23 protein-coding genes and 1 pseudogene are annotated in these 24,480 nt (G+C 54.1%); 10 read left to right on the top strand and 14 right to left on the bottom strand.

Features of this window, described 5'->3' with window-relative positions; all coding sequences use genetic code 11:
- Positions 1-8 precede the first annotated feature (8 nt).
- Entirely contained in the window at positions 9-1,796 is a 1,788-nt protein-coding gene (locus tag ACUY4Q_RS12410; RefSeq protein ID WP_458043072.1) for an alkaline phosphatase family protein, read from the top strand.
- A gap of 3 nt (positions 1,797-1,799) precedes the next feature.
- Positions 1,800-2,561: an SDR family NAD(P)-dependent oxidoreductase gene (locus ACUY4Q_RS12405; protein WP_458043071.1), complete on the top strand. Its 762-nt coding sequence runs from the start codon at positions 1,800-1,802 to the stop codon at positions 2,559-2,561.
- A 188-nt stretch (positions 2,562-2,749) separates the two neighbouring features.
- On the opposite strand, the gene ACUY4Q_RS12400 is transcribed toward ACUY4Q_RS12405, so the two are convergent.
- Entirely contained in the window at positions 2,750-3,925 is a 1,176-nt protein-coding gene (locus ACUY4Q_RS12400) for an IS4 family transposase (RefSeq protein WP_458043070.1), read from the bottom strand.
- 231 nt (positions 3,926-4,156) lie between these two features.
- Positions 4,157-5,514 (bottom strand): IS3 family transposase gene (locus ACUY4Q_RS12395; RefSeq protein WP_458043069.1). Its coding sequence is split into 2 segments (ribosomal slippage): positions 4,157-5,064 and positions 5,064-5,514, totalling 1,359 coding nucleotides; the frame shifts between segments, so codons are not numbered across the junction.
- Between the two features lie 458 nt (positions 5,515-5,972).
- Here ACUY4Q_RS12395 and ACUY4Q_RS12390 point away from each other — a divergent pair.
- The 5 genes and pseudogenes from ACUY4Q_RS12390 to ACUY4Q_RS12370 all read left to right on the top strand — a co-directional run bounded on the left by ACUY4Q_RS12390 (position 5,973) and on the right by ACUY4Q_RS12370 (position 10,380).
- Complete coding sequence (locus ACUY4Q_RS12390; protein ID WP_458043068.1) at positions 5,973-7,040, top strand: AI-2E family transporter; 1,068 nt, start codon at positions 5,973-5,975, stop codon at positions 7,038-7,040.
- 176 nt (positions 7,041-7,216) lie between these two features.
- Positions 7,217-7,336 (top strand): annotated as a pseudogene (locus tag ACUY4Q_RS12385) (protein YdgV); the annotation flags it as partial.
- A 92-nt stretch (positions 7,337-7,428) separates the two neighbouring features.
- A complete protein-coding gene (mdtJ, locus tag ACUY4Q_RS12380; RefSeq protein ID WP_458043067.1) occupies positions 7,429-7,791 on the top strand; it encodes a multidrug/spermidine efflux SMR transporter subunit MdtJ in 363 nt (120 codons plus the stop codon).
- On the top strand, positions 7,778-8,107 hold the full coding sequence (mdtI, locus tag ACUY4Q_RS12375; protein WP_458047331.1) for a multidrug/spermidine efflux SMR transporter subunit MdtI: 330 nt from the start codon (positions 7,778-7,780) through the stop codon (positions 8,105-8,107). Before mdtJ ends, mdtI begins: the two co-directional genes overlap by 14 nt.
- Before the next feature lie 107 nt (positions 8,108-8,214).
- Complete coding sequence (locus tag ACUY4Q_RS12370; protein ID WP_458043066.1) at positions 8,215-10,380, top strand: bifunctional diguanylate cyclase/phosphodiesterase; 2,166 nt, start codon at positions 8,215-8,217, stop codon at positions 10,378-10,380.
- A gap of 1 nt (position 10,381) precedes the next feature.
- On the opposite strand, the gene ACUY4Q_RS12365 is transcribed toward ACUY4Q_RS12370, so the two are convergent.
- The 4 genes from ACUY4Q_RS12365 to ACUY4Q_RS12350 form a co-directional block, all read right to left on the bottom strand.
- The gene (locus ACUY4Q_RS12365) at positions 10,382-11,200 is read right to left on the bottom strand and encodes a trypsin-like serine peptidase (RefSeq protein WP_458043065.1); all 819 of its coding nucleotides are present in this window, start codon (positions 11,198-11,200) and stop codon (positions 10,382-10,384) included.
- Between the two features lie 100 nt (positions 11,201-11,300).
- A complete protein-coding gene (gene ydgU / locus ACUY4Q_RS12360) occupies positions 11,301-11,384 on the bottom strand; it encodes a small membrane protein YdgU (RefSeq protein ID WP_458047330.1) in 84 nt (27 codons plus the stop codon).
- A 91-nt stretch (positions 11,385-11,475) separates the two neighbouring features.
- Complete coding sequence (gene asr / locus ACUY4Q_RS12355; protein ID WP_458043064.1) at positions 11,476-11,883, bottom strand: acid resistance repetitive basic protein Asr; 408 nt, start codon at positions 11,881-11,883, stop codon at positions 11,476-11,478.
- A 147-nt stretch (positions 11,884-12,030) separates the two neighbouring features.
- Entirely contained in the window at positions 12,031-12,726 is a 696-nt protein-coding gene (locus ACUY4Q_RS12350) for a B3/B4 domain-containing protein (protein WP_458043063.1), read from the bottom strand.
- A 43-nt stretch (positions 12,727-12,769) separates the two neighbouring features.
- Between ACUY4Q_RS12350 and ACUY4Q_RS12345 the strand changes: the two genes are divergently transcribed.
- Positions 12,770-13,372 (top strand): helix-turn-helix domain-containing protein, encoded by a 603-nt coding sequence (locus ACUY4Q_RS12345; RefSeq protein WP_458043062.1) that lies wholly within the window; start codon positions 12,770-12,772, stop codon positions 13,370-13,372.
- Positions 13,373-13,966: 594 nt separating this feature from the next.
- On the opposite strand, the gene ACUY4Q_RS12340 is transcribed toward ACUY4Q_RS12345, so the two are convergent.
- From ACUY4Q_RS12340 to ACUY4Q_RS12320, 5 genes are all read right to left on the bottom strand, one after another.
- The gene (locus tag ACUY4Q_RS12340) at positions 13,967-15,454 is read right to left on the bottom strand and encodes a carboxypeptidase M32 (protein WP_458043061.1); all 1,488 of its coding nucleotides are present in this window, start codon (positions 15,452-15,454) and stop codon (positions 13,967-13,969) included.
- Positions 15,455-15,569: 115 nt separating this feature from the next.
- The gene (locus ACUY4Q_RS12335; RefSeq protein ID WP_458043060.1) at positions 15,570-17,135 is read right to left on the bottom strand and encodes a methyl-accepting chemotaxis protein; all 1,566 of its coding nucleotides are present in this window, start codon (positions 17,133-17,135) and stop codon (positions 15,570-15,572) included.
- 430 nt (positions 17,136-17,565) lie between these two features.
- Positions 17,566-17,877, bottom strand: a complete 312-nt coding sequence (locus tag ACUY4Q_RS12330) for a YciI family protein (RefSeq protein WP_458043059.1) — start codon at positions 17,875-17,877, stop codon at positions 17,566-17,568.
- Between the two features lie 12 nt (positions 17,878-17,889).
- A complete protein-coding gene (locus tag ACUY4Q_RS12325) occupies positions 17,890-18,516 on the bottom strand; it encodes an FMN-dependent NADH-azoreductase (RefSeq protein ID WP_458043058.1) in 627 nt (208 codons plus the stop codon).
- A gap of 12 nt (positions 18,517-18,528) precedes the next feature.
- A complete protein-coding gene (locus ACUY4Q_RS12320) occupies positions 18,529-19,314 on the bottom strand; it encodes an alpha/beta fold hydrolase (protein WP_458043057.1) in 786 nt (261 codons plus the stop codon).
- Between the two features lie 126 nt (positions 19,315-19,440).
- Between ACUY4Q_RS12320 and ACUY4Q_RS12315 the strand changes: the two genes are divergently transcribed.
- Complete coding sequence (locus ACUY4Q_RS12315) at positions 19,441-20,436, top strand: GlxA family transcriptional regulator (protein ID WP_458043056.1); 996 nt, start codon at positions 19,441-19,443, stop codon at positions 20,434-20,436.
- A gap of 12 nt (positions 20,437-20,448) precedes the next feature.
- Here the strand turns inward: ACUY4Q_RS12315 and ACUY4Q_RS12310 are convergent, their stop codons facing one another.
- The 3 genes from ACUY4Q_RS12310 to ynfM all read right to left on the bottom strand — a co-directional run bounded on the left by ACUY4Q_RS12310 (position 20,449) and on the right by ynfM (position 23,444).
- Positions 20,449-20,967 carry a phosphoribosyltransferase gene (locus ACUY4Q_RS12310; protein ID WP_458043055.1) on the bottom strand — a complete coding sequence of 173 codons (519 nt, stop codon included), beginning with the start codon at positions 20,965-20,967 and terminating at the stop codon, positions 20,449-20,451.
- 104 nt (positions 20,968-21,071) lie between these two features.
- Positions 21,072-22,046 (bottom strand): UV damage endonuclease UvsE, encoded by a 975-nt coding sequence (locus tag ACUY4Q_RS12305; RefSeq protein ID WP_458043054.1) that lies wholly within the window; start codon positions 22,044-22,046, stop codon positions 21,072-21,074.
- A 147-nt stretch (positions 22,047-22,193) separates the two neighbouring features.
- Positions 22,194-23,444: a multidrug efflux MFS transporter YnfM/SxtP(Kp) gene (gene ynfM / locus ACUY4Q_RS12300; RefSeq protein ID WP_458043053.1), complete on the bottom strand. Its 1,251-nt coding sequence runs from the start codon at positions 23,442-23,444 to the stop codon at positions 22,194-22,196.
- 108 nt (positions 23,445-23,552) lie between these two features.
- Between ynfM and ynfL the strand changes: the two genes are divergently transcribed.
- Positions 23,553-24,449 (top strand): multidrug efflux transcriptional activator YnfL/SxtR(Kp), encoded by an 897-nt coding sequence (ynfL, locus tag ACUY4Q_RS12295; RefSeq protein ID WP_458043052.1) that lies wholly within the window; start codon positions 23,553-23,555, stop codon positions 24,447-24,449.
- Positions 24,450-24,480: the final 31 nt, after the last annotated feature.

The following is a 24,480-nucleotide window of genomic DNA, read 5'->3' as shown; positions in this document are numbered from 1 at the left end:
GGAATGTGATGAGCAGGAAAGTGATTGTGTTTGGCGTCGATGGATTAATGATGCCGCTGATTCAGAAATTTGCCGCCGAGGGCGCGCTGCCGCACATCAGCCGGATGCTGAACGAGGGTGCCGCGACCGAACTGCTGCCGTACATCTCCGCATGGGGTGATGTGAACTGGGCGAGTTTTATCTCAGGCCAGGCACCGGGCACCGCCTGGCGCGGGCAGGCGCAACCCGCAGATTATGCGCACACCCGGCCGCTGCTTAACAGGCTGGAAGAGAAGGGGCTTCGCGCCGCGCTGGTGCACTTCCCTGAGAGTGTCGCCTCGCCCGCACCGCATTTCACGCTGTCGCCGTACTGGTCGGCGGCAGAACCCTGCCCATACACCTTCGCCACGCCTGCTATTTTCACCACCGACGGTGTGCGTTTCGATGCGCCGCCGAAAGTGCGCCAGCAGACGCTCGGCTGGCCGCCTTCGTCGCCGCTGGCCTATCACGACAAAGGATTGTGGCAACCGCTGGTTGCGGGTGAAAAGGGGGATTATCGGCTGACAATCCAGCCCGCGCAGGGTAATGCCGTGACGTTGTCACTTAATGTCGACGCCCTGACGCTGAGCGCGGCAAATGAGTCCGTCACCTTGATACAAGGGCAATGGAGCGACTGGCTGCCGCTGGGCAGTGCAGCTGAAGGGGGGCAAGTCCGCTTCTGGCTGGCAAGCCTGGCGCCGCATATTGAACTGATTCAGAGCGAAGTCACTTACCCAACGCGCATTGCCTCTGACGAAAAAATTGCTCAGACGCTTATCAATGAACTTGGGCCGTTTTACAGCCAGTGGGCGGTAAAAGCCTCCCCGGACGAGGGGTATCTTGCTTCCACGTTGCAGGATGCGGAAAACCAGTCGCTGTGGCTGGCAGAAAGTGCGGTGCGCTTAACCCATCAGCACGGGTTTTCCCTGTGGGCGGCGGTGCATCATCTGATTGATGAGTCACACCACCTGTGCCTTGGGCAATATGACCCAAGTTCACCGTTTTACGATGCAGAGCAGTCGCCGCGCTATGAGGCGGTGATCCGCGCGTGTTACCAGGTGCTGGACCGCTCCATCGGGCGCATGCTTGAGCGCGTGGACAGCGACACCACGCTGCTGCTGGCCTCCGACCACGGTGCGGTGCCGAACCACTTTATGTGCGACGTGAACCGCTACCTGGCCAAACACGGGCTGGTGGTGCTGGATGCCGCCGGGCTGCCGGTGGTTAACCAAAGCCAGGTGTGGCTGAAGGATGAACGCGGCGGGCTGGAAATCTACATTAACCTTGCGGGGCGCGAGCCAGATGGCATTGTGCCGCAGGCGGATTATGGTCGCGTGCAGGACAAGCTGCTGCACCTGCTGCGTAACTGGTCTGTCACTCATAACGGTAACACCCGCCACGCCGTGGCCTGGGCGCTGCGTAAAGAAGACGCCGCCAGCGCGGGTTACTGGGGTGATGAGGCGGGCGATGTGCTCTTCACCTACGACAGCGGCTTTGTCTGGGGAACCAGCGTCACCGGGGAGGACATCTGCCCGGTCGTGTCGCCGGGGGCCAATCACGGTCCGCAAAAACCTACGGCGGAGACGGCGCATACCTCCAATTACGGTGTGCTGCTGGCCTGGGGAGCGGGCATTCGCAAGGGGTATTACCACGACCGCCATCAGTATGGGCCATACCGCATGGCGGATGCCGGCGCCACCATTGCTTACCTGCTCGACGTAAAACGCGATACCCTCGATGGCACGATAATGCAGGCGTTGCTAGCGTCCGGAGAGTAAGAGATGACCGATCATTGTTATACCCGTTACGGGAGTTTGCAGGGCAAAGTGGTGCTGATTACCGGCGGGGCAAGCGGCATTGGCGCGGATCTGGTGCGCGCCTTCAGCCAGCAGGCGAGCCGGGTACATTTTGTCGATATTGATGCCCAGGCGGGCGCGGCGGTGGCGCAGGAGACGGGGAGCCGCTTTCACGCCGTGGATTTGCGCGACATCACCGCACTGCGGGCAGTGATCGCAGATATTGCGGCAGAAGAAGGCGGCGTGGATGTGTTGATCAATAACGCCGCCCGTGATGACCGCACCGATACCCTGACGATTGAGCCCGAGGCCTGGCGCGAGAGTTTGGCGGTGAATCTCGATCATCAGTTCTTTGCCAGCCAGGCGGTGGCGGCGTTGATGAAAGCGCGCCATGGGGGCGCGATTATCCTCACCAGTTCCACCTCGTTTATGAAAGGCCGCCCTGGTATGGCGGGCTACACCACGTCGAAAGCAGCGGTGGTGGGGTTAACTCAGACCCTGGCGCGGGAACTCGGGCCATTTGGCATTCGGGTGAACTGTATTGTGCCGGGGGCGATTTCGACACCGCGTCAGCATGCGCTGTGGCGTACGCCGGAATCCGATACAGAGATTGCGGCCATGCAGTCGCTGGACATTGTGCTGGAAGGGCGCGATGTGGCAGCGATGGCGCTGTTTGTGGCGTCCGGGGATGCCCGTGGGTCCACGGGATCGCAGTTTTTTGTCGATGCGGGGATTCGGTTGGTTTAACGGCGGTGCGGTCAGTTCCCCTCACCCCGACCCTCTCCCACGGGGAGAGGGAAAAAAACGAGCTGAACTCAAGGCTGTGCAATTAATGTCGGCACAGTCTGCTCGGAAGGCTGAGGAGTCCCCACAAAAAAATGCGAGCACAGTCGGTTCCCTCTCCATTGAGGGCTGAGAGATCCCCAGTAATATGGTCAGGTCCCCATGACCATATTACTGTACTCTTTACCTAACGTTTTCAGTGCATTAACGATATTCATCCGCCTCAGTATTCCGGGCTCATGCCGCAGAACTTCAACCGCCAGCCTCACATAAGACAGGATCCTTTTGTCTTTCAGACTGTTTGCCTGGTAGCGCAGGTGGCGCTGTTTTTTCTCCGCCAGATATCCTGCCAGCCACATCACCAGACTTGCCATGGCCGCCACGACGCTCAGTACAGCCAGACGTCCCTTGCCCTGGCTGCGGCTCAGCCTCAGCCCGAACCCGAAGCGCGGGCTTTTTTCATCCCGGAAGTTCTGCTCTATCTGCATCCGGCGACTGTACAGCGTCATTATCTGTGCTGGCTCCATACCCGTCACATTACTGAACAGCAGCCACGGCTCCTGTGCGCTGCGACGGTGCTCCCTCTGCGTTTTTGGCAGTCTCCCTTTGCCGTGACGGCCTGCGCCCGGGCGTTTTTGCAGATAAAAGTGACCGTAACAGGGCGTCCGGGGTTTCCGGGCCAGAACACCATAACCCACTCTTACCGGGTATTCGCCGGCATGAAGGTCGCTGATTTTCATCCAGCGCGTATCGCCTTCCATCCGGAAGCACACGAGCCCTCTGACCCGGCCAATGAAGGACCAGCCCAGCAGACTGATGTGACGGAACCAGTCGGTCCGGAAGCCAGCATCGGTAATAATCGTGACTGTTTTTCCTGCCGGAACAGCAGCATGGAGGCGGTCGAGGAAGGCGCACTGTATCCCGCTGTTCTGGGCGAGTTCAGCCGGAACAACTTCACTCATCAGGGGAAGTGAGCGGCCGTTACAGACCAGACTGGCGCGCAGCAGATGCCAGTTTTTATCAGGCCATCCGGTCCAGTCGACAGCAATAACGCAGAACGGCATAAGGGAAATAATGGCATGAGTCAGTTGTTGCTGGATACGGGGAAGGTCGTGGTGAAGGGCCGGGTTACCGAGGGCGCGGTCGACCCGTTTGATTTTATTTTTGACGTGAGCGGAACCGGGAAGGGAGCGTCCGAGACTGGTCAGGGTGAGTTCAGCGCCGTTGCAGAGCGCAACAGCCATGGAAGTGAGGACATTAATGCGGAAAGAATGAATCCCGCGTAAAGACGAGGAAAAGAATTTCTGGCACACTGTTTTTAAAGGCACGATGAGGTCTCTTCTGATTTGTTAGCGCAACCAGTAGATCACACTTCATCGTGCCTTTCACTTTTTCTGGGGATTCCTCAGCCATTGAGGGAGAGGGTTAGGGTGAGGGGGAAAATGCGGCTCTGAGGGTCATTCCGTTCACCTTATGTTCCTTGCTTTTCTATCGCTCCAGAACCCGTGAACGTGCCAGGGCGGTTCACCTGCACTGAACCCCAGTTCCTGGACACTTTTTTATTCGTGTCTTTCTGCCTGAGCCCGGTATGCCACCGGGCTCATCCCGCCCGTTTTCAGGCTGATCCGTTCGTTATTGTAGTAGCGGATATACACCCTGATATCGCGCTCCAGTTCTTTCACGGAACCGTATTTCTTACGGTAGTACATCTCCACCTTCAGATGGCTGAAGAAGTTTTCTATCACTGCGTTATCAAGACAGTTCCCTTTACGCGACATGCTCTGGGTTATCCCGGCTTTCTCCAGCATTAACCGCCATGCCGGTGTCCGGTAAGCCCAGCCCTGGTCGCTGTGTAATATCAGACCTTCTTTGTGTCTGCCGGCTTTCACTGCCCTTTGCAGCATCCTGCAGACCAGAGGCTGTGACGGGCTGGTCGACATATTCCAGGCCACGATTTCATTGTTGAACAGATCCTGCAGGGCAGACAGATACAGTTTCTGCCCCGCGGCCCGGAACTCCGTCACATCCGTACACCACTTCATCCCACTTCGTTCAGCGCTGAAGTCCCGGGCAAGAAGATTAGAGGATGCCAGCCCGGCATCCGGCATGTACGAGCGATATCTTTTCCGGCGCAGCTGACAGGTCAGGCCGTGTTCTTTCATCAGCCTGCGCACGGTTTTGTGATTGAGCATGAAGCCCTGATCACGCAGCGCTTTTGTCATTCTGCGGTAGCCATAACGCTGAGCATGCCGCTGGCTGATGGCCTTCATCGCGCTGACGGCCTCCGCATAACGTTCAGTATCATGTGCTGGATGCGAGACATGATAATAATACGTGCTGCGTGACAGTCGCGCGGCATACAGCAGGCAGGGCAGCCTGTGTGCCGCCAGTAATGACTGCACTATTCTGGTTTTTTTTGCTGCTCCCTGAGCGCGCTTTCCTCCCTCAGGGCTTTCAGCTTTTTTAAATAAGCATTTTCCGCACGCAGATATTCCAGTTCCCTCTGAAGCTCTCTCGGGGTCATTTCACTGAATGGCTTCGCGCCAGGAATGTACTTTTTCTGTGACATAGCGGGTCCGGGTCTGGCAGAGTGAAGCGCCTTTTTACCCCCTTTCCGGTAACGCCTCATCCAGTCGAGAATAAGGGATTCATTGGGGATAGCGAAGCGCACGGAAGCCTCCGCGTAGCTGCACCTGTTTTCAATGACGTAGCGGACAACGCGGAGCCTGAATTTTGCAGTATAGGCACGGGCAGGACGGTCCTCCAGCCCGGCTTTACCCAGGCGTCTGAAGGCCCGCAGCCAGCGGGTCAGCGGTGTCCTGCCAACACTGAACAGGCGGGCCGTTTCCTTGATAGAGGAATGCCCGGCCATGTAATGCTGAACAGCAGCAAGCCGGATGTGAAAAGGATATTTCATCGTACTGAACCTCCAGACTGAGAAATCTGGTGTCCAGGATCCTGGGTTCAGTGCACCGCCACCGCCCTGGCGACCCGGGCTCCCGGCCAGGAAAATCGCCGCTGGCGCGGTCCACTCAGCGTATGCCTTCAGGCTTATCGGGGACGGGCGAAGGAAACGTCCGTGTAAAGTCGCCCTCGCCGCGCATCCCTGCGCGTCGCCCCGGCCCTGCGGATACGCTTCGTCGATTTTCAGCCGGACCCAGCCGTCGCTTTAACTGTTGTGTTCTCATGGCGCAGTGTTATCGCTGTAAAACGTGAGAGCCAGGGTGAGGGGATAAGCGAGCTCACCATTTTCATGTACTGCCCTCAATAAACGCCATCTGGCGCATCCTTCATTCCCTGTTCCCCGGCCAGGCTTTTTACAATCAATAAGATACACACTACACTTATCAACAGATTAACCAATGGATGGCGAATATGACGACGTTGAAAGTAAATAATTTCTTTTTTATTGTGCTGTTGCTCCTGGTCAGCGTAGCGTTTTTCACCCTGATTCAACCTTATTATTCGGCTATTATTTGGGCGGTAATCCTCGCACTTATTTTTTACCCCTTGCGTATTAAACTTAGCGCGCTGTTGCGTGGACGCGATGGCATCGCTTCGCTCATCACCGTGGCGCTTATTTGCGTCATCGTATTTATTCCGTTGATGGTGGTTATTTCATCACTGATCGTTGAGTTAAACGCGCTATATCAACGGTTACAAAGCAATACCACCGATTTGCCACAATTATTAAGCGACGGCATCAGTTATTTACCCGACTGGGCGAAAGGCTACTTGCGGGATAACAACTTTGATACGGTCAGTGCCATCCGCGAAAAAATCTCCGGTGCGGCATTAGGCGCCGGGCGCTATCTGGCGGGCAGCGCGGTAATTATCGGTAAAAATACGCTTGGGCTGACCATCGGCTTTTGTATGATGGTGTACCTGCTGTTCTTTTTACTCAAAGACGGTTCAACCCTGGTGCGCAAAATTTTTGTCGCCATTCCATTGAACGATAAAATTACACGTCGCCTGTTCCATAAATTTGCCGGCGTCTCCCGTGCAACGGTAAAAGGCACGCTGGTGGTGGCGATTGTGCAGGGTGGTCTCGGTGGGGCGGCCTTCTGGTTTGCTGGCTTTGACGGCAGCTTGTTGTGGGCGGCGCTGATGGCGTTCATGTCGCTTATCCCGGCGGTGGGGACGGCGATAATCTGGATCCCGGCGGTGATTTTCCTGTTCTCAACGGGCGCAACGGGTACAGCCATTGCCTTGACGCTCTATTTTGTGATTGTGGTCGGGCTTGCTGATAATATTCTGCGCCCGCTACTGGTGGGTAAAGATACCCGGATGCCGGATTATTTAATTTTGCTCACCACGCTGGGTGGTCTGCAATTCTTCGGTATTAACGGTTTTGTTTTGGGGCCAATGATTGCAGGTCTATTTATCTCGTCCTGGAATTTACTGGCCGAGGAAAAGGCAATAGCAGAAAAAGCCGGGCAATAATTAGAATTATTCTTAAGTGCGCCCCCCGTGTAAAAAGGGGCGCGCGTTTTATAGCCAACCCTGCATTTGTTCCTGGCGTAAAGAAGTGAAAATGACTTGTGCGAAAAATCTCACTTATGGTAGAAATATGCCGTGTTTGACTACTGAGGACAATCGTTCCGCCACGATGAGAAGCAACGCGCGGAAATTGTAATTTTATGGATAATCTGTTCAGAACGTTTATTTCTGGTCGTTCCCTCCCACTCTCCTCTACCTGCCTGCTGTGTGGTGAACAACACTGGCGCAACGCGCTTTAGTCTCCTTCTCTCTGCCTGTTTTTAATTTTTTATTTCTGGCTTCCCCGCGCGGGTAAGTCTTGCTGTTGTTATTCTCAAGCAGGAGAAGACGTATGTTTTATTGGTTATTATTAGCTCTGGCTATCGTCGCAGAAATTACCGGCACGTTGTCGATGAAATGGGCAGCGGAATCCGGTGGTAACGCAGGGTTTATTTTGATGCTGGTGATGATCGCCATCTCCTATATTTTGCTTTCCTTTGCGGTAAAAAAAATTGCGCTGGGCGTCGCCTATGCCTTGTGGGAAGGCATCGGCATTTTACTGATTACCTTGTTTAGCGTGACCCTCTTTGATGAAACGCTCAGCACTGTGAAAGTGGTCGGTCTGGCAACCCTGGTCTGCGGAATTATCCTGATTAAATCCGGTACCCGCAGTGTGAAAGCCGTGAAACAGGAGCGCCATGATGCAACAGTTTGAGTGGATTCATGCCCTGTGGCTGGCGCTGGCGATCGTCCTTGAAATCATCGCCAATATTTTACTGAAATTCTCCGCAGGCTTTCGCTATAAACGCTACGGCTTTGGCTCCCTGATCGCGGTACTGGCTGCTTTCAGCGCGCTTTCTCAGGCCGTCAAAGGTATCGATCTGTCGGTGGCTTACGCGCTATGGGGCGGATTTGGTATTGCCGCGACCCTGGCAGCAGGCTGGATCCTCTTCGGCCAACGACTCAATAACAAAGGTTGGGCCGGCGTTATCCTGTTAATCCTCGGAATGATTCTGATTAAGCTCGCATGATCCGTTCGCTGCCTGAAATAGGGGCAGCGAATTTTTCACCACTGTATTACGCTTAAGCTAACACTAACAAAAATGAATGCTTTTTCCTGCCAGGACATGAGGTATGAATGCTTAACCCGTTTAGCTGGCGTAATATTCCCCGTGCAAAAACGCTGTTCGTTATGGTCTTTATGGCGGGGATAGCACTGATTATTTCTATCGTCGCGCTGTTGTACCTGTCCCTGCATCTTATTAGTAGTAAAGCCAATGAAATTGATGAGCACCGGACGGCGTTATCGGTACAGGGGGCGGTTCAGACCTCCATAAATCGCATGAAATCACTGGTGATTGATAATGCCGTCTGGGATGACGCGGTAGACGAAATTTACCGTCCACAACTCGACACCCAATGGCTCTACAAGACCTGGGGAACCGGCTTTAAAATCAATAATCTCTACGACGGCACTTTTGTGCTGGATGAAAATTTTCGCGTGCTGTGGGGATCGTTTCGCAGCAAGCCCTTCAATGAACCGTCTCTGGACTTTTTTGGTAATGGTCTGCAGGCGTTGATTCGCAACAATGTCTCCGCGCTGCCAACCCAAAATGACATTTATGCCGGGATCACCCGAACGCGGGAAGGTGTGGCATTTGTGGGCATCAGCTTGATCCGGCCCATGGTGGGGCAGTTACAGAATGTGGGGTCAATGCGGCGTTATCTGGTGATCACCCGTCATCTCAATACCCAAATCCTCAGTGATTTAGGCGATACCTTCCAGATTGCTGATCTGACCTTTACGGCGGAAAAACCTGATCTTTCCAGCGTGCCGCTTGAAAGCTCGGCGGGGGAAATTCTGGGCTGGCTAAACTGGAACCCGCGCCTGCCAGGGGCAGAGGCGGCGAGTGCCGCAGGGGATAATATCCGTCAGATTGCGTTACTCGCCTCGGGATTGATTCTGCTGTTTATCATGCTGAGCAGTGCCGGGCTCTACAAACTGGCAAAAGGGGAAAAAAGCGCGCGTCGTATCGCCTTAACCGACTGGCTCAGTCGTCTGCCTAATCGCCGTGCACTCATTGAGAAACTGGATCATTTAAGCGTGATGGGGGATACCAATCGCATCAGCGTGGTGTTTATTGACCTCGATGGTTTCAAAGATGTGAATGATATTTACGGTCATGATGTCGGCGATCGGCTGATTGTGACCATTGCGCAGATCTTACGGGAAAAAGTTCCTACCGATGGCACCCTGGCGCGGATGGGGGGAGATGAGTTCGCCATGACCATCAGCGGCCCGTGGGCTGAAGAGAAAGCGGACGAATTTGCCACCGAGGCGTTAAAAGCCCTGAATACGCCCCTTAAAGTCAGTAAACACACCCTTCATATTGGCGCCAGTATTGGCATCGCCAGCGGCACACTGTTAAATAGCTCCAGTTCAGAGCTTTTCCGGCGTGCAGATATTGCGATGTACCATTCAAAAAGTACCGGAAAAGGGCGTGTAACCCACTATGACGCCGAGCTTAACAGCGCCCGCGAACGGCAATTAATGATCGAAAACGACATACGCAGCGGCCTGGACAATGATGAGTTTGACGTCTGGTATCAGCCCATTGTTGATGCAAGAAGCCTTGTCATGGTTGGCGTGGAGGCGCTGGTACGCTGGCCGCGCCGTCCTGGCGGTGAGCTTAAGCCCGATGAGTTCATTTCGATTGCCGAAACCAGCGGGCTGATTTATGCCCTCGGGCAGTTCGTGCTGCGCCGCGCCTGCAGCGATCTTCAACCTTTCAGCGATCTCAAATTGTCGGTCAATATTTCCCCGGCGCAATTCCGCGACCCGGATTTTGAAACAAAAGTGGCCAGCGCGCTGGAAAGTACCTGTTTTCCGGCGACCCGCCTGCAGCTCGAAGTGACGGAAACCTATGTGCTTGAAAACCCTGAGCGCGCGCACTCTGCGGTCACCAATTTAAAAGCACTGGGTACTGCGGTCGCGCTGGATGATTTTGGCACCGGTTATTCGAGCATTGGCTATTTGCGCCGCTTTCACTTTGAAACCATCAAGATAGATAAATCTCTTGCCGGGCTGGTGGATGACGACGAGCAGGCTTCAGCGCTGGTTAGCGGTACTATCCGTATTGCCAGTGCGCTGGGCATGTTGGTGGTGGCTGAAGGGGTGGAGAACGAAATGCAGATGAAACTGCTGCGCCTTGCGGGTTGCGATCAGCTACAGGGCTATTTCTTCAGTGAGCCAAAGCCACTGGCGCACATTTTAAACATGCACCAGCAGCAAAAGCTGGGGTAGGTTACTGCGAAAGGGCCTCAAGTTTGTCACGAAAACCGGTTACCGAGATGGCACGGTTGTCGGCTCGCCAGCGATCTTTAGCGGCGGGGGCAGAGCTTTGTACCGCGATCAGCTGCCAGCCTTCTGGGGTTTTAAGCATTAGCGGAGAGCCACTGTCCCCCGGCAACGTATCACACTGGTGAGACAGCACGCTGTTTTGCGCCCAGCCGGTAACGATACAGTCGTGGTGACTGTAAAGCGTTTCCAGATGATCGAGCGGATAACCCGACTGCGTCACTTTACGACCTGCCACTTTGAGGGCTTCGGTGAGGGCCTCTTTGTCGCCGACAAACACGGGCAACGGGGTGATGCCGGAAGGAGGGTTACGCAAAATGATCAGCCCAAAATCCCAGGGTGCCGCGGAGGACGGAACAATCCAGCCATCACCATCGGCTTTCAGTCGCTTTCCTAACGATGAATCGACGCGGCCTTCGATGCCGTGAATTTCATAACGCCAGCTTCCTTTCTGCGACACAAAACGTAGCGCGACGGCCTTGTCCAGTTTGCCATTCGGCGGCGTCAACAGGCAGTGACCGGCAGTCAGGGCCAGATGGGGAGAAATTAATGTCGCGGTACACAAATTACCGCTCGCGGTCTCCAGTTGCCCGATGGCATCCCACGGTGAACGCGTCGGCGTTAACACCGGGACTCTGTCATCCTGACCAAAAAACAGGGTTTTCACATCACGGGCACTGAGGGCCTCTTCGTCACCCTCATCGGCGTGACCGTTTGCGGAGAAAAGAAAAATCGATCCCAGTAATAGCACAGCGGTTTTTCGCATATCTCACTCTGAAAGGGGTAATTATGATTTTTTAAGTAAACCCTGGTAATTAACTATAGACGGGGCGGGAAAAAAGTGGGAGTAAAATCAGCGTGCTACATCAGGAAAGATAGAAGCGAAAGGCGATAAGCGCACACAGAATGAGCATTAGCATAATTAACTCGAAACGGTAACGTCGCAGCATATGCCCTCCGGAGAAAAAACGGCGCTTCACCCAGAGGTTCAGCGCCGATGTCAGACTCTACCTTAACGACAGGCAGGTGTTACACGGAGACTTATGCTGCTGGCTGAGCAGCCGGCTGAGTCGCGGTGTGTTTTACATGTTTTTTGTGGTGCTTAGTGGTTTTAGCCGCCTGCGCTTTCTGTTCTACAGCCGGTTTAGCCGCATGTTTTACATGTTTTTTGTGATGTTTAGTGGTTTTTGCAGCCTGCGCTTTCTGCTCTACAGCCGGTTTAGCGGCGGCTTTTTTGTGATGTTTTTTCACTTTGGCAGCCTGCGCTTTCTGGGCCACAACTTTCTTGTGTTTGTGAACTTTCTTCACTGGCGCTTTCGCAGCCGGTGCAGCGGTTGTGGTCGTTGTGGTCGCAGCAGGCGCAGCCGTGGTGGTGGCAGCATCAGCAGCGAAAGCAACAGAAGACAGACCCATAGCAGCGGCAACAACCAGAGCTAATACTTTTTTCATGCTGATATCCTCGAATTTGGTTTTTCATTCAACCCCACTGCGGGGCCGTTGAAAACACTATATCCCTGTAAATACGCCGCTTCCGTGAGTCATTGGTATCGGCGTGTAACCTATTGTACAAAACGAGGAATGACGCTCTGGCGTCGCTTAAGCCGGTTCCGCTGACAATAACCGGCTTTCAAAGGTGGTACCCGGCATCATGGATTGCAGGCCGTCGGTGAGCATGGTTCCTGCGGCCCACAGCGCGTCAAGGGGCATCTCCGGCAGGCTTTCCAGAATAAACCACATGCTGGTATCCGAGGCGCTCAGGCGGGTGCGTACCCCCTGACGCCAGTTCCAGCGCCGACAGGTGACGCCTGCATCATCACGCCAGACAACTTCACCTGCATCCGGGGATTCCACGGTATCCACACCGTCTTTCAGCGTGTCGAAGGCTTCATTACCCTTGGCAATGACCAGACGGGGTGAACCCTGATAGGCCTGGCTGTTTTCCCCACCGACCGGGATGGCATAGCGCAGGCTGACCGCGTTATAGAGATCGACCACCGGGTCCAGTGCTGCCAGCGTCCCGTCGCGCAGCACACGTTTACGTAACGCCTCAGCAGAGCAGGGCGTGCGCTTTGGCTTCGCGCCAAAGGATTTAAATACCGCCCCCCAGGCGTCAAGGTGTGCCTGCGCCCACTGCGGCTCACCGGCGAGCACGGCAGCACATGCATCACGGAGCGCCGCCTCGCCCACGGAAGCATCCACCAGCGGTGCGGCAGTAACCTGAATGCTTAAGGCGCGAAACCCAGGGGCAAGACGATAAATCTCAGGGCTAATTGACGGTATGAGTAGAGACACGAGATAATCCTATAATGACCAATTTAATTCATGATATCGACCGATGACCAAAAAAGTCAATATACCGACCGTGGCGGGTGCAGACGTAGAGAGCGTTAATGAAGCGGTTTCTGCGCGCATCAAGTTGTACCGTAAACTCAAAAAAATATCGCTGGATGAACTTTCCCGCCGGGCCGGGATCAGTAAAGGAATGCTGGTGGATATTGAGGGCTGTCGTGCCAACCCGAGCATTGCGCTGCTGTGTCGGCTTGCCGCCGCGATGGGCGTTTCCGTCGCAGACTTTGTTAATGTCGCCAGCACGCCACCGGTGCATCTGATTAACGCCGAGGAGATGCCCGAGCTATGGCAAGGGGAGCGCGGAGGGTGCGCGCGGTTGCTTGCGGGCTCCAGCGGCCCGGACATGCTGGAATTGTGGCAATGGACGCTGATGCCTGGTGAACGCTATACCTCACCGGGGCATCCAGAAGGGACGACTGAGCTGCTATATGTGCTGTCAGGGGAACTGACGCTGACGGTGAATGACGATGCCTGGACGGTCGTGGCAGGCAGCTCTGCGGTGGCAAAAACCGATGCTCCGCATGCGTACATTAATGATGGCCAGGATGAGTTGGTATTCGTGATGACGGTGAGTGAACGGGCGCAGTAGCGGTGAGGAAATTGTCCCTCACCCTGGCACGTTCACGGGTTCTGGCGTGACAGAAAAACAAGGAACATAAAGTGAACGAAATGCCCCTCAGAGGCGCATTTTTCCCCTCACCCTAAGCCTTTCCCCGCAGGCTGAGGAATCCCCAGTAATATTACGTTTTACAGCGATAACATTGCTCAATGAGAATAAAACAGTCACCGCGATGACTGGGTCCGGCTGAAAATCGACGAAGCGTATCCGCAAGGCCGGGGGAACCCGCAGGGATGCGGGTTCAGGGCGCGCGTTGCAGGGACGCTGCATCGCGCCCGACCCGATAAGCCTGAAGGCATACGCTGAGTGGACCGCGCCAGCGGCGATTTTCCTGGCCGGGAGCCCGGGTCGCCAGGGTGGTGGCGGCGAGCCACCCTGGCACGTTCACAGGTTCTGGAGCGACAGAAAAGCAAGAAACATAAGGTGAACGGAATGGCCACCTGAACCGCATGTTTCCCCTCACCCTAACCCTCTCCCCGGTGGGGCGAGGGGACTGTCCGTGCAACCCTCAGACGCACAGTGGAGATGAAGAAAATCGAGCCGCCTGAGCGGCTCCGGGTAATCTTACAAATACCGCTTCGTTAAATGGTCACGGAAATAGCGGCTGTTCAGCGCTTCGCCGGTGGCCTGCTCAATAAGTTGCGAGGTTGAGAAGCGACTGCCGTGCTGCCAGATGTTCTGACGCAGCCAGTCAAAGAGTGCAGAGAAATCCCCGCTGGCCACGGCGTTATCCAACCCCGGTAACGCTGTGCGCGCGGCCTGGAACAGCTGGGCGGCATACATGGCGCCCAGCGTGTAGGATGGGAAGTAACCGAAGCCGCCGTCAGTCCAGTGGATGTCCTGCATACAGCCGTTCTGGTAGTTACCTTCGGTTGATAAACCCAACCAGGACTGCATTTTCTCATTCCACAGCGCAGGGATATCATCCACCTCGATATCGCCATCAATAAGCGCGCGTTCAATCTCGTAGCGCAGGATGACATGCGCCGGGTAACTGACTTCGTCGGCATCCACACGAATAAAGCCCGGCTTCACGCGCTGGTTCCAGGCAATAAAGTTGCTCTCTTCAAATGCGGGCTGTGGGCCAAAGTGTTGCACGATGGCGGGCAGCAGTTGCTTCAGGAAGGCATCGCTACGACCGAGCTGCATCTCAAAGAAGAGGCTCTGGGATTCGTGGATCGCGGTCGATCGGGCAAGAGCAACTGGCTGGCCCAGCCACTGGCGCGGCAGGTTTTGCTCGTAGCGCGCATGCCCAGTTTCATGCACCACGCCGAACAGGGCGCTCAGCAGTTCGTTCTCATCGTAGCGGGTGGTGATACGCACATCTTCCGGCACGCCGCCGCAGAATGGGTGAGCGCTGACGTCCAGGCGACCGGCGTTAAAATCAAAGCCCAGCAGGGTCATGGCTTCTAATCCCAGCTCACGCTGCGTGGCGGTTGGGAAGGGGCCTTGCGGAGCAATCAGGTGTTCACGAGACTGTTTATCCACCACCTTTGCCAGCAGATCCGGCAGCCAGGATTTCAGGTCGGCAAACAGCACGTCCAGTCGGGCGCTGGTCATATCCGGTTCGAAGATGTCCAGCAGCGCATCGTAAGGAGAGCAGCCTTTGGCCTCAGCGCGAATGTGCGCTTCCTGGCGGCTCAGTTTGACCACCTCTTTCAGATTGGCACTGAAGCCCAGCCAGTCGTTCGCCGGGCGCTGGCTCCGCCATGCATGTTCACATTTACTGCCCGCCAGCGACTTGGCTTCAACCAGGCTTTCCGGCAGTAACGCCGCCTGCTGATAATGACGGGTCATTTCGCGCAGGTTAGCCTGTTCCACATCGTTAAGATCTTCTGACTCGGCATTGTGCAACCACTCGCCGACGCGCTTATCGGTCAGGATCTGATGCTGTAACACGCCAAGTTCCGCGAGTGCTTCACCGCGTGCGGTGCTGCCCCCCGGCGGCATCATGGCGAACATGTCCCATCCGGCGATGGCAGAAAGGTGGGCGAATTTACTCAGACGGCTGAAGGTGCGGGTAAGGGATTCATAGTTTTCATTTTTTTTCATGCGTACCAGCTTCGGTGAAGAGAGTGAATGAAGATGCCAGTCATGAAGGATAACAAAAAAATGCGCTGGTTGACCCCTCTCTCCTGAAAGGGAAAGAGAGGAGTGTCATTAACGGTCAGGCGGCGGAAAGCCGAAACACGCTCACCAGCTTGTTCATGGCGCTGGCCTGGTCATTAAGCATGGCAGACGCTGCGACAGATTCTTCCACCAGGGCCGCATTCTGCTGCGTTGTGGTATCAATCTGGCCAATGGCGATATGGATTTGATGGATTCCATCGCTCTGTTCATTACTGGCCTGTTCGATTTCTTTTAAAATATGCGTGACGCTATCGACGTTAACCACCATTTCATCCATTTGGGTATTCACTTGTTTTACCATTGCCAGCCCGCGCTCGGTTTGTTCGTTGGCATTCAATATTAACGCGCGAATATCTTTCGATGAGACTGTCGTTTTTTGTGCCAGATTTCGCACTTCCTCTGCCACCACGGCAAATCCACGGCCATGTTCTCCCGCTCTGGCGGCTTCAACGGCGGCATTTAACGCCAGAATATTGGTCTGGAAAGCAATGGAGTCAATAAGGTTGATGATGTCCGACATTTTTTCCGCAGACCCACTAATATTCTGAATTTCATGGGTCAGGGATGCCATCATTTTACCGTTATTTTTAGCGGCCGAGCTTGCCATCTCGGAAAGCTGAACGGCATTGACGGTATTATCACTGGTGTTTTTAACCGTCGATGAAATCTGTTCCATTGACGCTGCCGTTTCTTCGATGGAACTGGCTTGTTCCTCCGTTCTCGCCGATAAATCGCGCGTGCCAGACATAATCTGTGTCGCACCAGTGGCGATGTTTTCAGCGCCTGAGCGAATATCAGTGACAATTCGTCTTAACTCTTCCTGCATGTTATGTATGGCGCGCGCAAGGAGGCCCGTTTCATCCCGCGAGGTAATTTTAATATCCATGCCCAGATCGCCAGCGGCAATTCGGCTGGCGGCTTCGACGGCATGATTTAGTGGTGAAACAATTGCGCCGGAAATGATAATAGACAAAATGATGCCAATGGCGAGACACAGGATCAGCAGACCGGACATGACTACCCTGCTGGTGTTGAAGTCGCGCAGAAAATCTTCATAGGAGGTTTGCATTTCATCGCGTTGCAATTCAATAAATTCATTTATCGCTGCGGTGTATTTCTCTTCTGCAGGCTTGGTGATTGAGACATATTCAGCAATGGCGGACTGCGGAGAGGATTCTAATTTAGTGAGTACATTCCCTCGAGACTGGATATAGGTCTGGCGTACTGCTGTTATATTGTGAAGCATCGACTGAGATTGCGCATCGGACGCTGACTGATTCAGCGTTGTATACAACTCACTGATTTTACTTGTTCTACCTTCTATCTGTTGTTTCAGTGCGGCAATTTCTGCGGGCCGGGTTTCTACCAGAATATTCAGCAAATCGATGGAGGAGGCGTTGGCGGCGCGTATCAGATTATTCCCCATCGCGGTGGTAGGATAATCCTCTGTCACTATCTTAGAAATTTTATCCCGGGCTTCATTAAGGCGGTATAAAGAGTTGGCTGACATCACAAGCATCAGCACTAATATTATCCCAAAGGATATCATGAGTTTTTTTCTAATGCTTAATCCTGCCATTTTTACTTTCACGTTGTTTTTCATTTCCTTTCCTTAGTGAAGTGAATCATTTTTTGTCTGTGCATAGCTTCTGTCGACCGATCTGGTATCGGCAGGGAAAGATAAATAATTAGTGATTGATCGTTGAAAACTTTTGTAAAGTTAATTATGATAGCCTTGGCCTATCAATCTTAATATATTGATCGGTTCATTTAAAATAAATGTGACGCATCCAGTTTTTTTGTTGAATTAAGCCTCGGGTGCGTCAAGTTCACTGATTTACTTTTATCTGGACTGCCTTAAACATTAATTTTATCGAGAGTGGAATTTTACTTAAATTCAGTATCAGGGCGTTGCTGCCTTTGCACCTTTGACGTTTTAATGGCGATTCTGGACCTGACGGGTAATACAAATGGAGTAGTGAATAAAAAAGTCCTGAGCCCGTTTCGCGCTCAGGACTTTTGCTTAGCATACGTCAGTCAACCGATGCCGCATTTTCTGCCCATAAAGCTGGAAATGCGTTCGCGCGCAATGCGGGGAGGACAGTCAATACATTGACGCTTACCATCTTATGTATCACGAAAGGATCCTCGGCCAGATAGCGGTGGATGTTCTTAACATCTTCACTGTGAAACAGAATATAACCACCGGTACCGCTGCGTAACGGACCCGCAAAAATGATAATACCTGCGTTGATACCCTTAATGAGCCATTGCTTATGCGCATCACGTTGTGCGGATAAGGTTTCCTCGGGGCATAAGTAATATAAGGTAACGGCATGCAGCATAATAAGTACCTGTTATGGATAAAGGCTATTAAGAATAAGTGGGATGGTTGTAAAAGCAGCGGCTATCTCATGTTGTTTGACATCTTCGCCTTTTGAAATGCCCTCTGCGCGAATAAATTCCACCTGAGCAATACCGAGAAAAGCAAAGAACTGGCGTAAATAACGCTCCTGAAAATCCATCTCTGAGAGGGGGGTATTAAAATAAAAACCACCTCGTGCTGACACAATAATGACCGTTTTACCGCCTGCAAGACCCACCGGACCCTGCGCCGTATAGCTAAAGGTTTTCCCCGGCTGCGCCAGTCTGTCGAGCCAGGCTTTGAGCTGGCTTGAAACGGAAAAGTTGTACATTGGCGCACCAATGACAAGGGTATCGCTGGCCAAAAATTCATCGACCACCTGACGGGAGGTCTGGTGTTCATTCGCTAAGGCCTCGCCGCCAACCGCTTTCCCTGGTACGGGCCTGAATCCGGCAGCGACAGGCGCGGTGAGATGATGAATGGCGTCCTTGACAACATCACGGTACACCACACTGTCATATCGTCCTGTCTCCGTCAGTTGCCTTACCACTTCCTGGCTGAGTTGCCGCGTAACGGAATGTTCCTGGTTAATGCTTGAGTCAATATGGAGGATTTGCATCGTTTATGTGCCTCAGTGATGTAACGCATTGATACCCAGTGCCGCCTTATCGATAAGCGCAGCAACGTCGTCGGGGTGAGAAAGCATAGACATATGACCAGAAGGAATGCGGGTGAGGTCGGCACCCATTTCTTTAGCTATCCGCTCCTGGATGGCCGGTTTAAGGGCATTGTCGTGGGTGGTTAACAGGTACCAGGTCGGTTTGTCATGCCACGCCGCATGGCGGATTTTTTGCGTGAAGGCAAGCGCGGCGATAGGTTGCTGAACGGCTGACCATAACCGGGCCTGGGATTCAGGCAGATCGTTGGCCATCACATGATGAAAGGCCCGGGGATCATCAAGCCAGATAAGCCCGTTTTTGTCCGCTGACAGGCCTTCCATAGGGGCATCGATCCGGTGTAGCAGATCGGTAACGGATTCGCCGCTGTCAGGTGCCAGTGCCGACAGGTAAACCAGCCCCTTAACGTTTGACGCATTGCCCGCCTCGCTGATGACCGCGCCGGCCCATGAATGGCCGACCAGCAGCACATCACCCTGTTGTCGCGCCAGCACGCGCTGGGTTGCGGCAACATCATCCTGTAAGGACGTCAATGGATTTTGCACGGCGGTGACGTGGTAGCCTTTTGCCTGCAGGCGCTGGATGACCCCGGCCCAGCTTGAGCCGTCGGTAAAGGCGCCGTGCACCAGAACGATATTCTTAATTGGCGGTGTTCCGGCCTGCACGCTGAACGTGGCGACGGCAGACAAGCACGTCAACAACAAACCGGCATATTTGATGTGTTTAAAGAGTGTACGCATCGAAAAACCTCAGCAGCAAAAGTGAGCGTGATGCTGAGCAGTGTAAGCGGGGCGATATGGCCTATGAAGTGTCTTTAATGACGTATATCATGCAAAATCGGACATTATAAAATAGAGGACAGGATTATGCGTGTTGCTCTGCTGGCGCTGCCTGGCAGTATGAAATCCGCGATTGCCGGACTCGCGGATATGTTCTGGCTGGCCAATCAGGTTATCGCTCAATATCCGCAACCAGCACACGCTGAACCTTTTTTTAACGTGACGGTGGTGAGCGAGGATGGCCAGGCGGTGCCGGATGCCCAGGGCCGGCAAATCGACTGCGACGGCGCCTTTGCGGACGGTGACACGTTTGAACTGATTATTGCCAGCGGTATGCGTCTGGACGAGGAAAAATTCCCGATAGCACCAGAAGCGGTAGCCAGCGCAGCGGAGTGGATTAAAGCCCAGGCTGCACAGGGAACATGCGTCGCGGGGGCCTGTGCGGGCGCATTCGTGTTGGGCGAGGCGGGATTACTGGACGGGCGAAAGTGCGCCACCACCTGGTGGCTTTACCACACCTTCACTGAACGGTATCCACGGGCAAAACCGATATGGGGGCAGGTGCTGGTCGACGATCGTCATGTGATTACCACCGGCGGGCCGCTGTCGTGGGTTGAACTGGTGCTGCATGTAGTGGGGATGTACGCAGGTAAGGAGATAGCCAAACTGACCGCGGATATGGCGGCGGCCGATAGCCAGCCGCTCTCTCAGCAACTCTATGCCCCGGCAGGCTTTCGCCATGCGCGGCATCCGCTGCTCATCAAGGCGGAACAGCTGGTGCGTTATCAGAATCCGGCTATCACGGTTGAAGATCTTGCCGCCGCGCTGAACATGACCACCCGAACGCTCAACCGCAAAATGGCTGAACTGATTCATGACAGTCCTAAAAACTTTATTACCCGCGTGCGCATCGAAACGGCAACGCTGATGCTCGAAAAACCGGGCATGACCATCGCTAAGGTCGCCAGTGCGTGCGGGTACAATGATGAAACCGCCTTCCGACGCGCGTTTAACACCGTGATGGGGATGTCTCCCGGCAGCTATAAAGAGCGAGTAAAAGGCCGCAATACCCGCGCTTTTTGAAACCGGCAAGGCCTATTTTTGCAACTTAGCCACAAAGGGGAGGTTACGATATTTACCTTCCCAGGGCATGCCATAGCCAATCAGTAAATCGTCATTCTCCATTTCGAAAGCGTAATACTGTTTAACGGGAATAGTGACCCGACCAGGTTTGACAAATAACACTGCAACCGAGACCGAGGCCGGAGAGTAATGTTGCGAAATATACGCCACCAGACGCTTCATGGTGCCGCCAGACTCAATGGCATCGTCAATGATAATGACCGGTTTATTGGTGATGTCGATATTGTGGTGATAGACAATCTCGGACTGATTCTCTCTGTCGCCAGGGGTGTGCGGGCAGGAAATATAATCCATCTGAATAGCGAAACTGAGCTGACGGGTCAGATCGGCTGTAAACAGCGTGCCGCCCGGTACGACGGTAATCACCACCGCCTCGGTAAAGTCCTGATTCATGGCGGTGGCGATCTGACTGACGCCGCTGGCGATGGTTTCGCTGGAGAGCACGATCTCGCCCACGGGATTGGTATGCATGCGATTTCCTGAAAGATTACGTGAGTTTTCTTAATGAAAATATCACAATCGAGCATTATGACAACCTAAAACCCATTAAAGGCTGCATGATTAATCATGATGCATCACAAAAGTACATCGGCGCCTGATTCCAGGGCCTGGCTCCAGAGCTGGTCACGGGCGAGGTTCTTCATCTTGACCTCGCACATGATGTCGAAATCTGAAAAAGAGAGAGCCCAGCTATTCAGGGTGGGGTTGAAGTAAAAATCGGAATGCGCCCGCAGTTTGGTTTTCGCTATGCCCAACTTATTCTGGTCGGGAAAGCCCTGGTCGGGAATAAGCCCCTCTTGCGACATGGAGTAGTGCATAACCGGACGCACACCGCGCCAGGATTCAACAATACTATCTATACGGAGATCGTCAGGTTGGATAAATTCATTCTCTTTCACCCAATGGTGATGAATATCAAGCACGATCGGGCATAACGCTCTGGCCTGCAAGACGTCATCCAGCGAGCAGGAGATTTCATCGTTTTCGACCGTCAGCATCAGCCTTGCTTCCGGACTGAGCCTGCCGAAAGCGTGTTTAAAGCCGTCAAAACCTGCTTTGCCATTCATATGAATATTGATTTTAAAATCCTGGAACGCCTTACCGTAGCCCATCATGGTGGCGCAAAGGGCATGATATTCAACGTCTTCCAGCGCACGCTCCACCACCAGTGGGTTATCTGAGGCGAGCACCGAATACTGACCGGGATGGAAAGAGAGGCGAATGCCGTTGGCGCGGGCGATCTCACCGCACTGGCTAAACAGCGGCTGCAACTCGCTGTGCAATTCCTGATAAATCGCAGTGGCTTCGGGTACCGTATAGAGCGGCAACAGATCGCTGCCGATGCGCATCATACGCAGGGCAGGTGGCTCGGTAGCAATGTGCTGAAAGGTTAGCCAGAGATGCTTCAGGTTGGTGGTTGCCAGCGCGTGCAGCAGCGTGGTTTGCGCATCGCGATTCAATGCCAGAAAACGGGTGCGGGTCGTCGATTTGAACGGAAATGGTTGTTTATATTCTGCATCCAGAAACTTGCAGGCAAAGCCTAATTTCATGTATCCCCCTATTTGTTTCGCCAGTGAGTGTAGCAGGCGGGCAGATTTTGCTGGTTGAGGGCGGGAAAAACCGGAAAGAAGGACCATCAGAAAGGGGGGATGACGAAATGCCCGCCCCGCCGTAGCGGGGCCGGAAATTGACACGCTTTAGCATAAACGACGGCGGAGATGATGGCCTACGAAGAGCGCCACGACCAGCATCAGGGCAATAAACCCGCCGACACCGTTCCAGCCATAGTTGTGCCAGAACACGCCGCCCAGGGTACCCGCGATGCTGGAACCAAGATAATAACTAAACAGATACAGTGAAGAGGCCTGCCCTTTGGCACGGCGGGCACGGGGGCCAATCCAGCTGCTGGCAACCGAGTGTGAAGCGAAGAACCCGGCGGTGAACAGCAACATGCCGGCGAAGATCACCCATAAAGAGGGGATTAGCGTCAACAATAAGCCGATGAGCATGATGGCAATGGCGCCAAGCATCACCGGGCCGCGACCGTATTTCGCCGTCATGGCACCGGCTTTCGGCGAACTCCATGTGCCGGTGAGATAAGCCACGGATAACAATCCGACGATGGCCTGGCTCAGCATCCACGGTGATGCCATCAGGCGATAGCCAATATAGTTAAACAGCGTAACGAACGACCCCATCAGCAGGAACCCTTCGAGAAATAACAGCGGCAGCCCGCGATCGCGCCAGTGGAGACGCAAATTAATCAGTAGCGTCCTGGGGTGCAGAGAAGATGGGCGAAAATGGCGCGATTCCGGCAGAATGCGCCAGAACATTATCGCCGAGGCCAGAGCGAAACAGCCAATCGCCGCAAGCGCTATGCGCCAGCTAAAGAAGTCAGTCAACACACCGCTGAGTAGGCGACCGCTCATCCCGCCAATCGAGTTGCCGCTGATGTACAGTCCCATGGAAAAGGCCACAAAGCTCGGGTGAATTTCCTCACTTAAATAGGTCATGCCGACAGCGGCCACGCCGCTCAGCGATAGCCCTAATAGCGCACGCATCACCAGGATACCGTGCCAGCTGGTCATCATGGTTGAGAGTAGCGTACAGCCTGACGCTAACAGCAGCGCCGTTACCATCACTTTTTTGCGCCCGATGGCATCTGATAAGGGGCCGGTAAACAGCAGACCCACGGCCAGCATAGCGGTAGAGACGGACAGAGAGATACTGCTGCTGGCAGGCGACACGCCAAATTCCTGCGACAGCACGGGCAGTATCGGTTGCACGCAGTAAAGCAGCGCAAAGGTTGCCAGTCCGGCTGAGAAAAGCGCCAGGGTGACGCGCATGAATTGGGGGGTACCACGTTTAATGTATTGGGTCGGTAAAGCAGGGGCGGTGTCGTCAGTACCGCTCAGGGGAAGGGTATCGACGGTTGATGTACGGCTCACTTTTTATCCTTACATGAGTATCCCGATAAGACGGGGATAACAATAAGGGTATGAAAGGCAAATTATTCTGTCTAATATATTAATAGTCTTAATTGATATGTTTAAAATATGAATATTGAACTGCGTCATTTGCGTTACTTTATTGCGGTTGCCGAAGAGCTGCATTTTGGTCACGCCGCGGCACGCCTGAATATCTCTCAACCACCGTTGAGCCAGCAAATACAGATTCTGGAGCAGCAGATTGGCGCGAAGCTGCTGGCCCGCACCAATCGTAGCGTCAGTCTGACACCCGCTGGACGGCAGTTCCTCGCCGACAGTCGGCAGATCCTGAGCCAGGTGGAAGAGGCCGCAGCGCGTGCGGCGCGCCTGCATCAGGGGGAGACGGGGGAGTTGCGCATCGGCTTTACCTCGTCTGCGCCCTTTATCAAAGCGGTATCTGACACCCTTTCATCCTTTCGTCAGCTCTACCCGGATGTACATATCCAGACGCGAGAGATTAACACCCGCGAGCAGATAGCGCCGCTCAATGACGGGGGACTGGAGCTCGGCCTGATGCGAAACACGCCGCTGCCGGACACGCTGGCCTGGGAGGTGATTCTGCGCGAACCGTTGCTGGCAATGATTCATCGCAACCACCCCCTGGCGGCGAAACCCGGTGTCTCGCTGGAGGAGCTGGCACGGGAACCGTTCGTGTTTTTCGACCCTCATGTCGGGACCGGTCTTTATGACGATATCCTGGGGCTGTTGCGGCGCTACAACCTGACGCCAACTATCACTCAGGAGGTTGGAGAGGCCATGACCATTGTCGGGCTGGTCGCCGCCGGCCTGGGGGTATCGATACTGCCTGCCTCATTTCGGCGTGTTCAGCTTAATGAAATCCGATGGGTGCCGATTCTCGAAGCCGATGCGATTTCAGAGATGTGGCTGGTATGGGCAAAACACCGTGAACAGGGAACGGCGGCACAACGTTTCAAACAAAAACTCATTTCCGCGGTGAATGGGTGAAAAGTGCGCAGATTCACCCTGTAAAATGTGC

It is taken from the genome of Phytobacter cepae (assembly GCF_054165735.1).
This window is presented reverse-complemented; position numbering and strand designations above follow the sequence as displayed.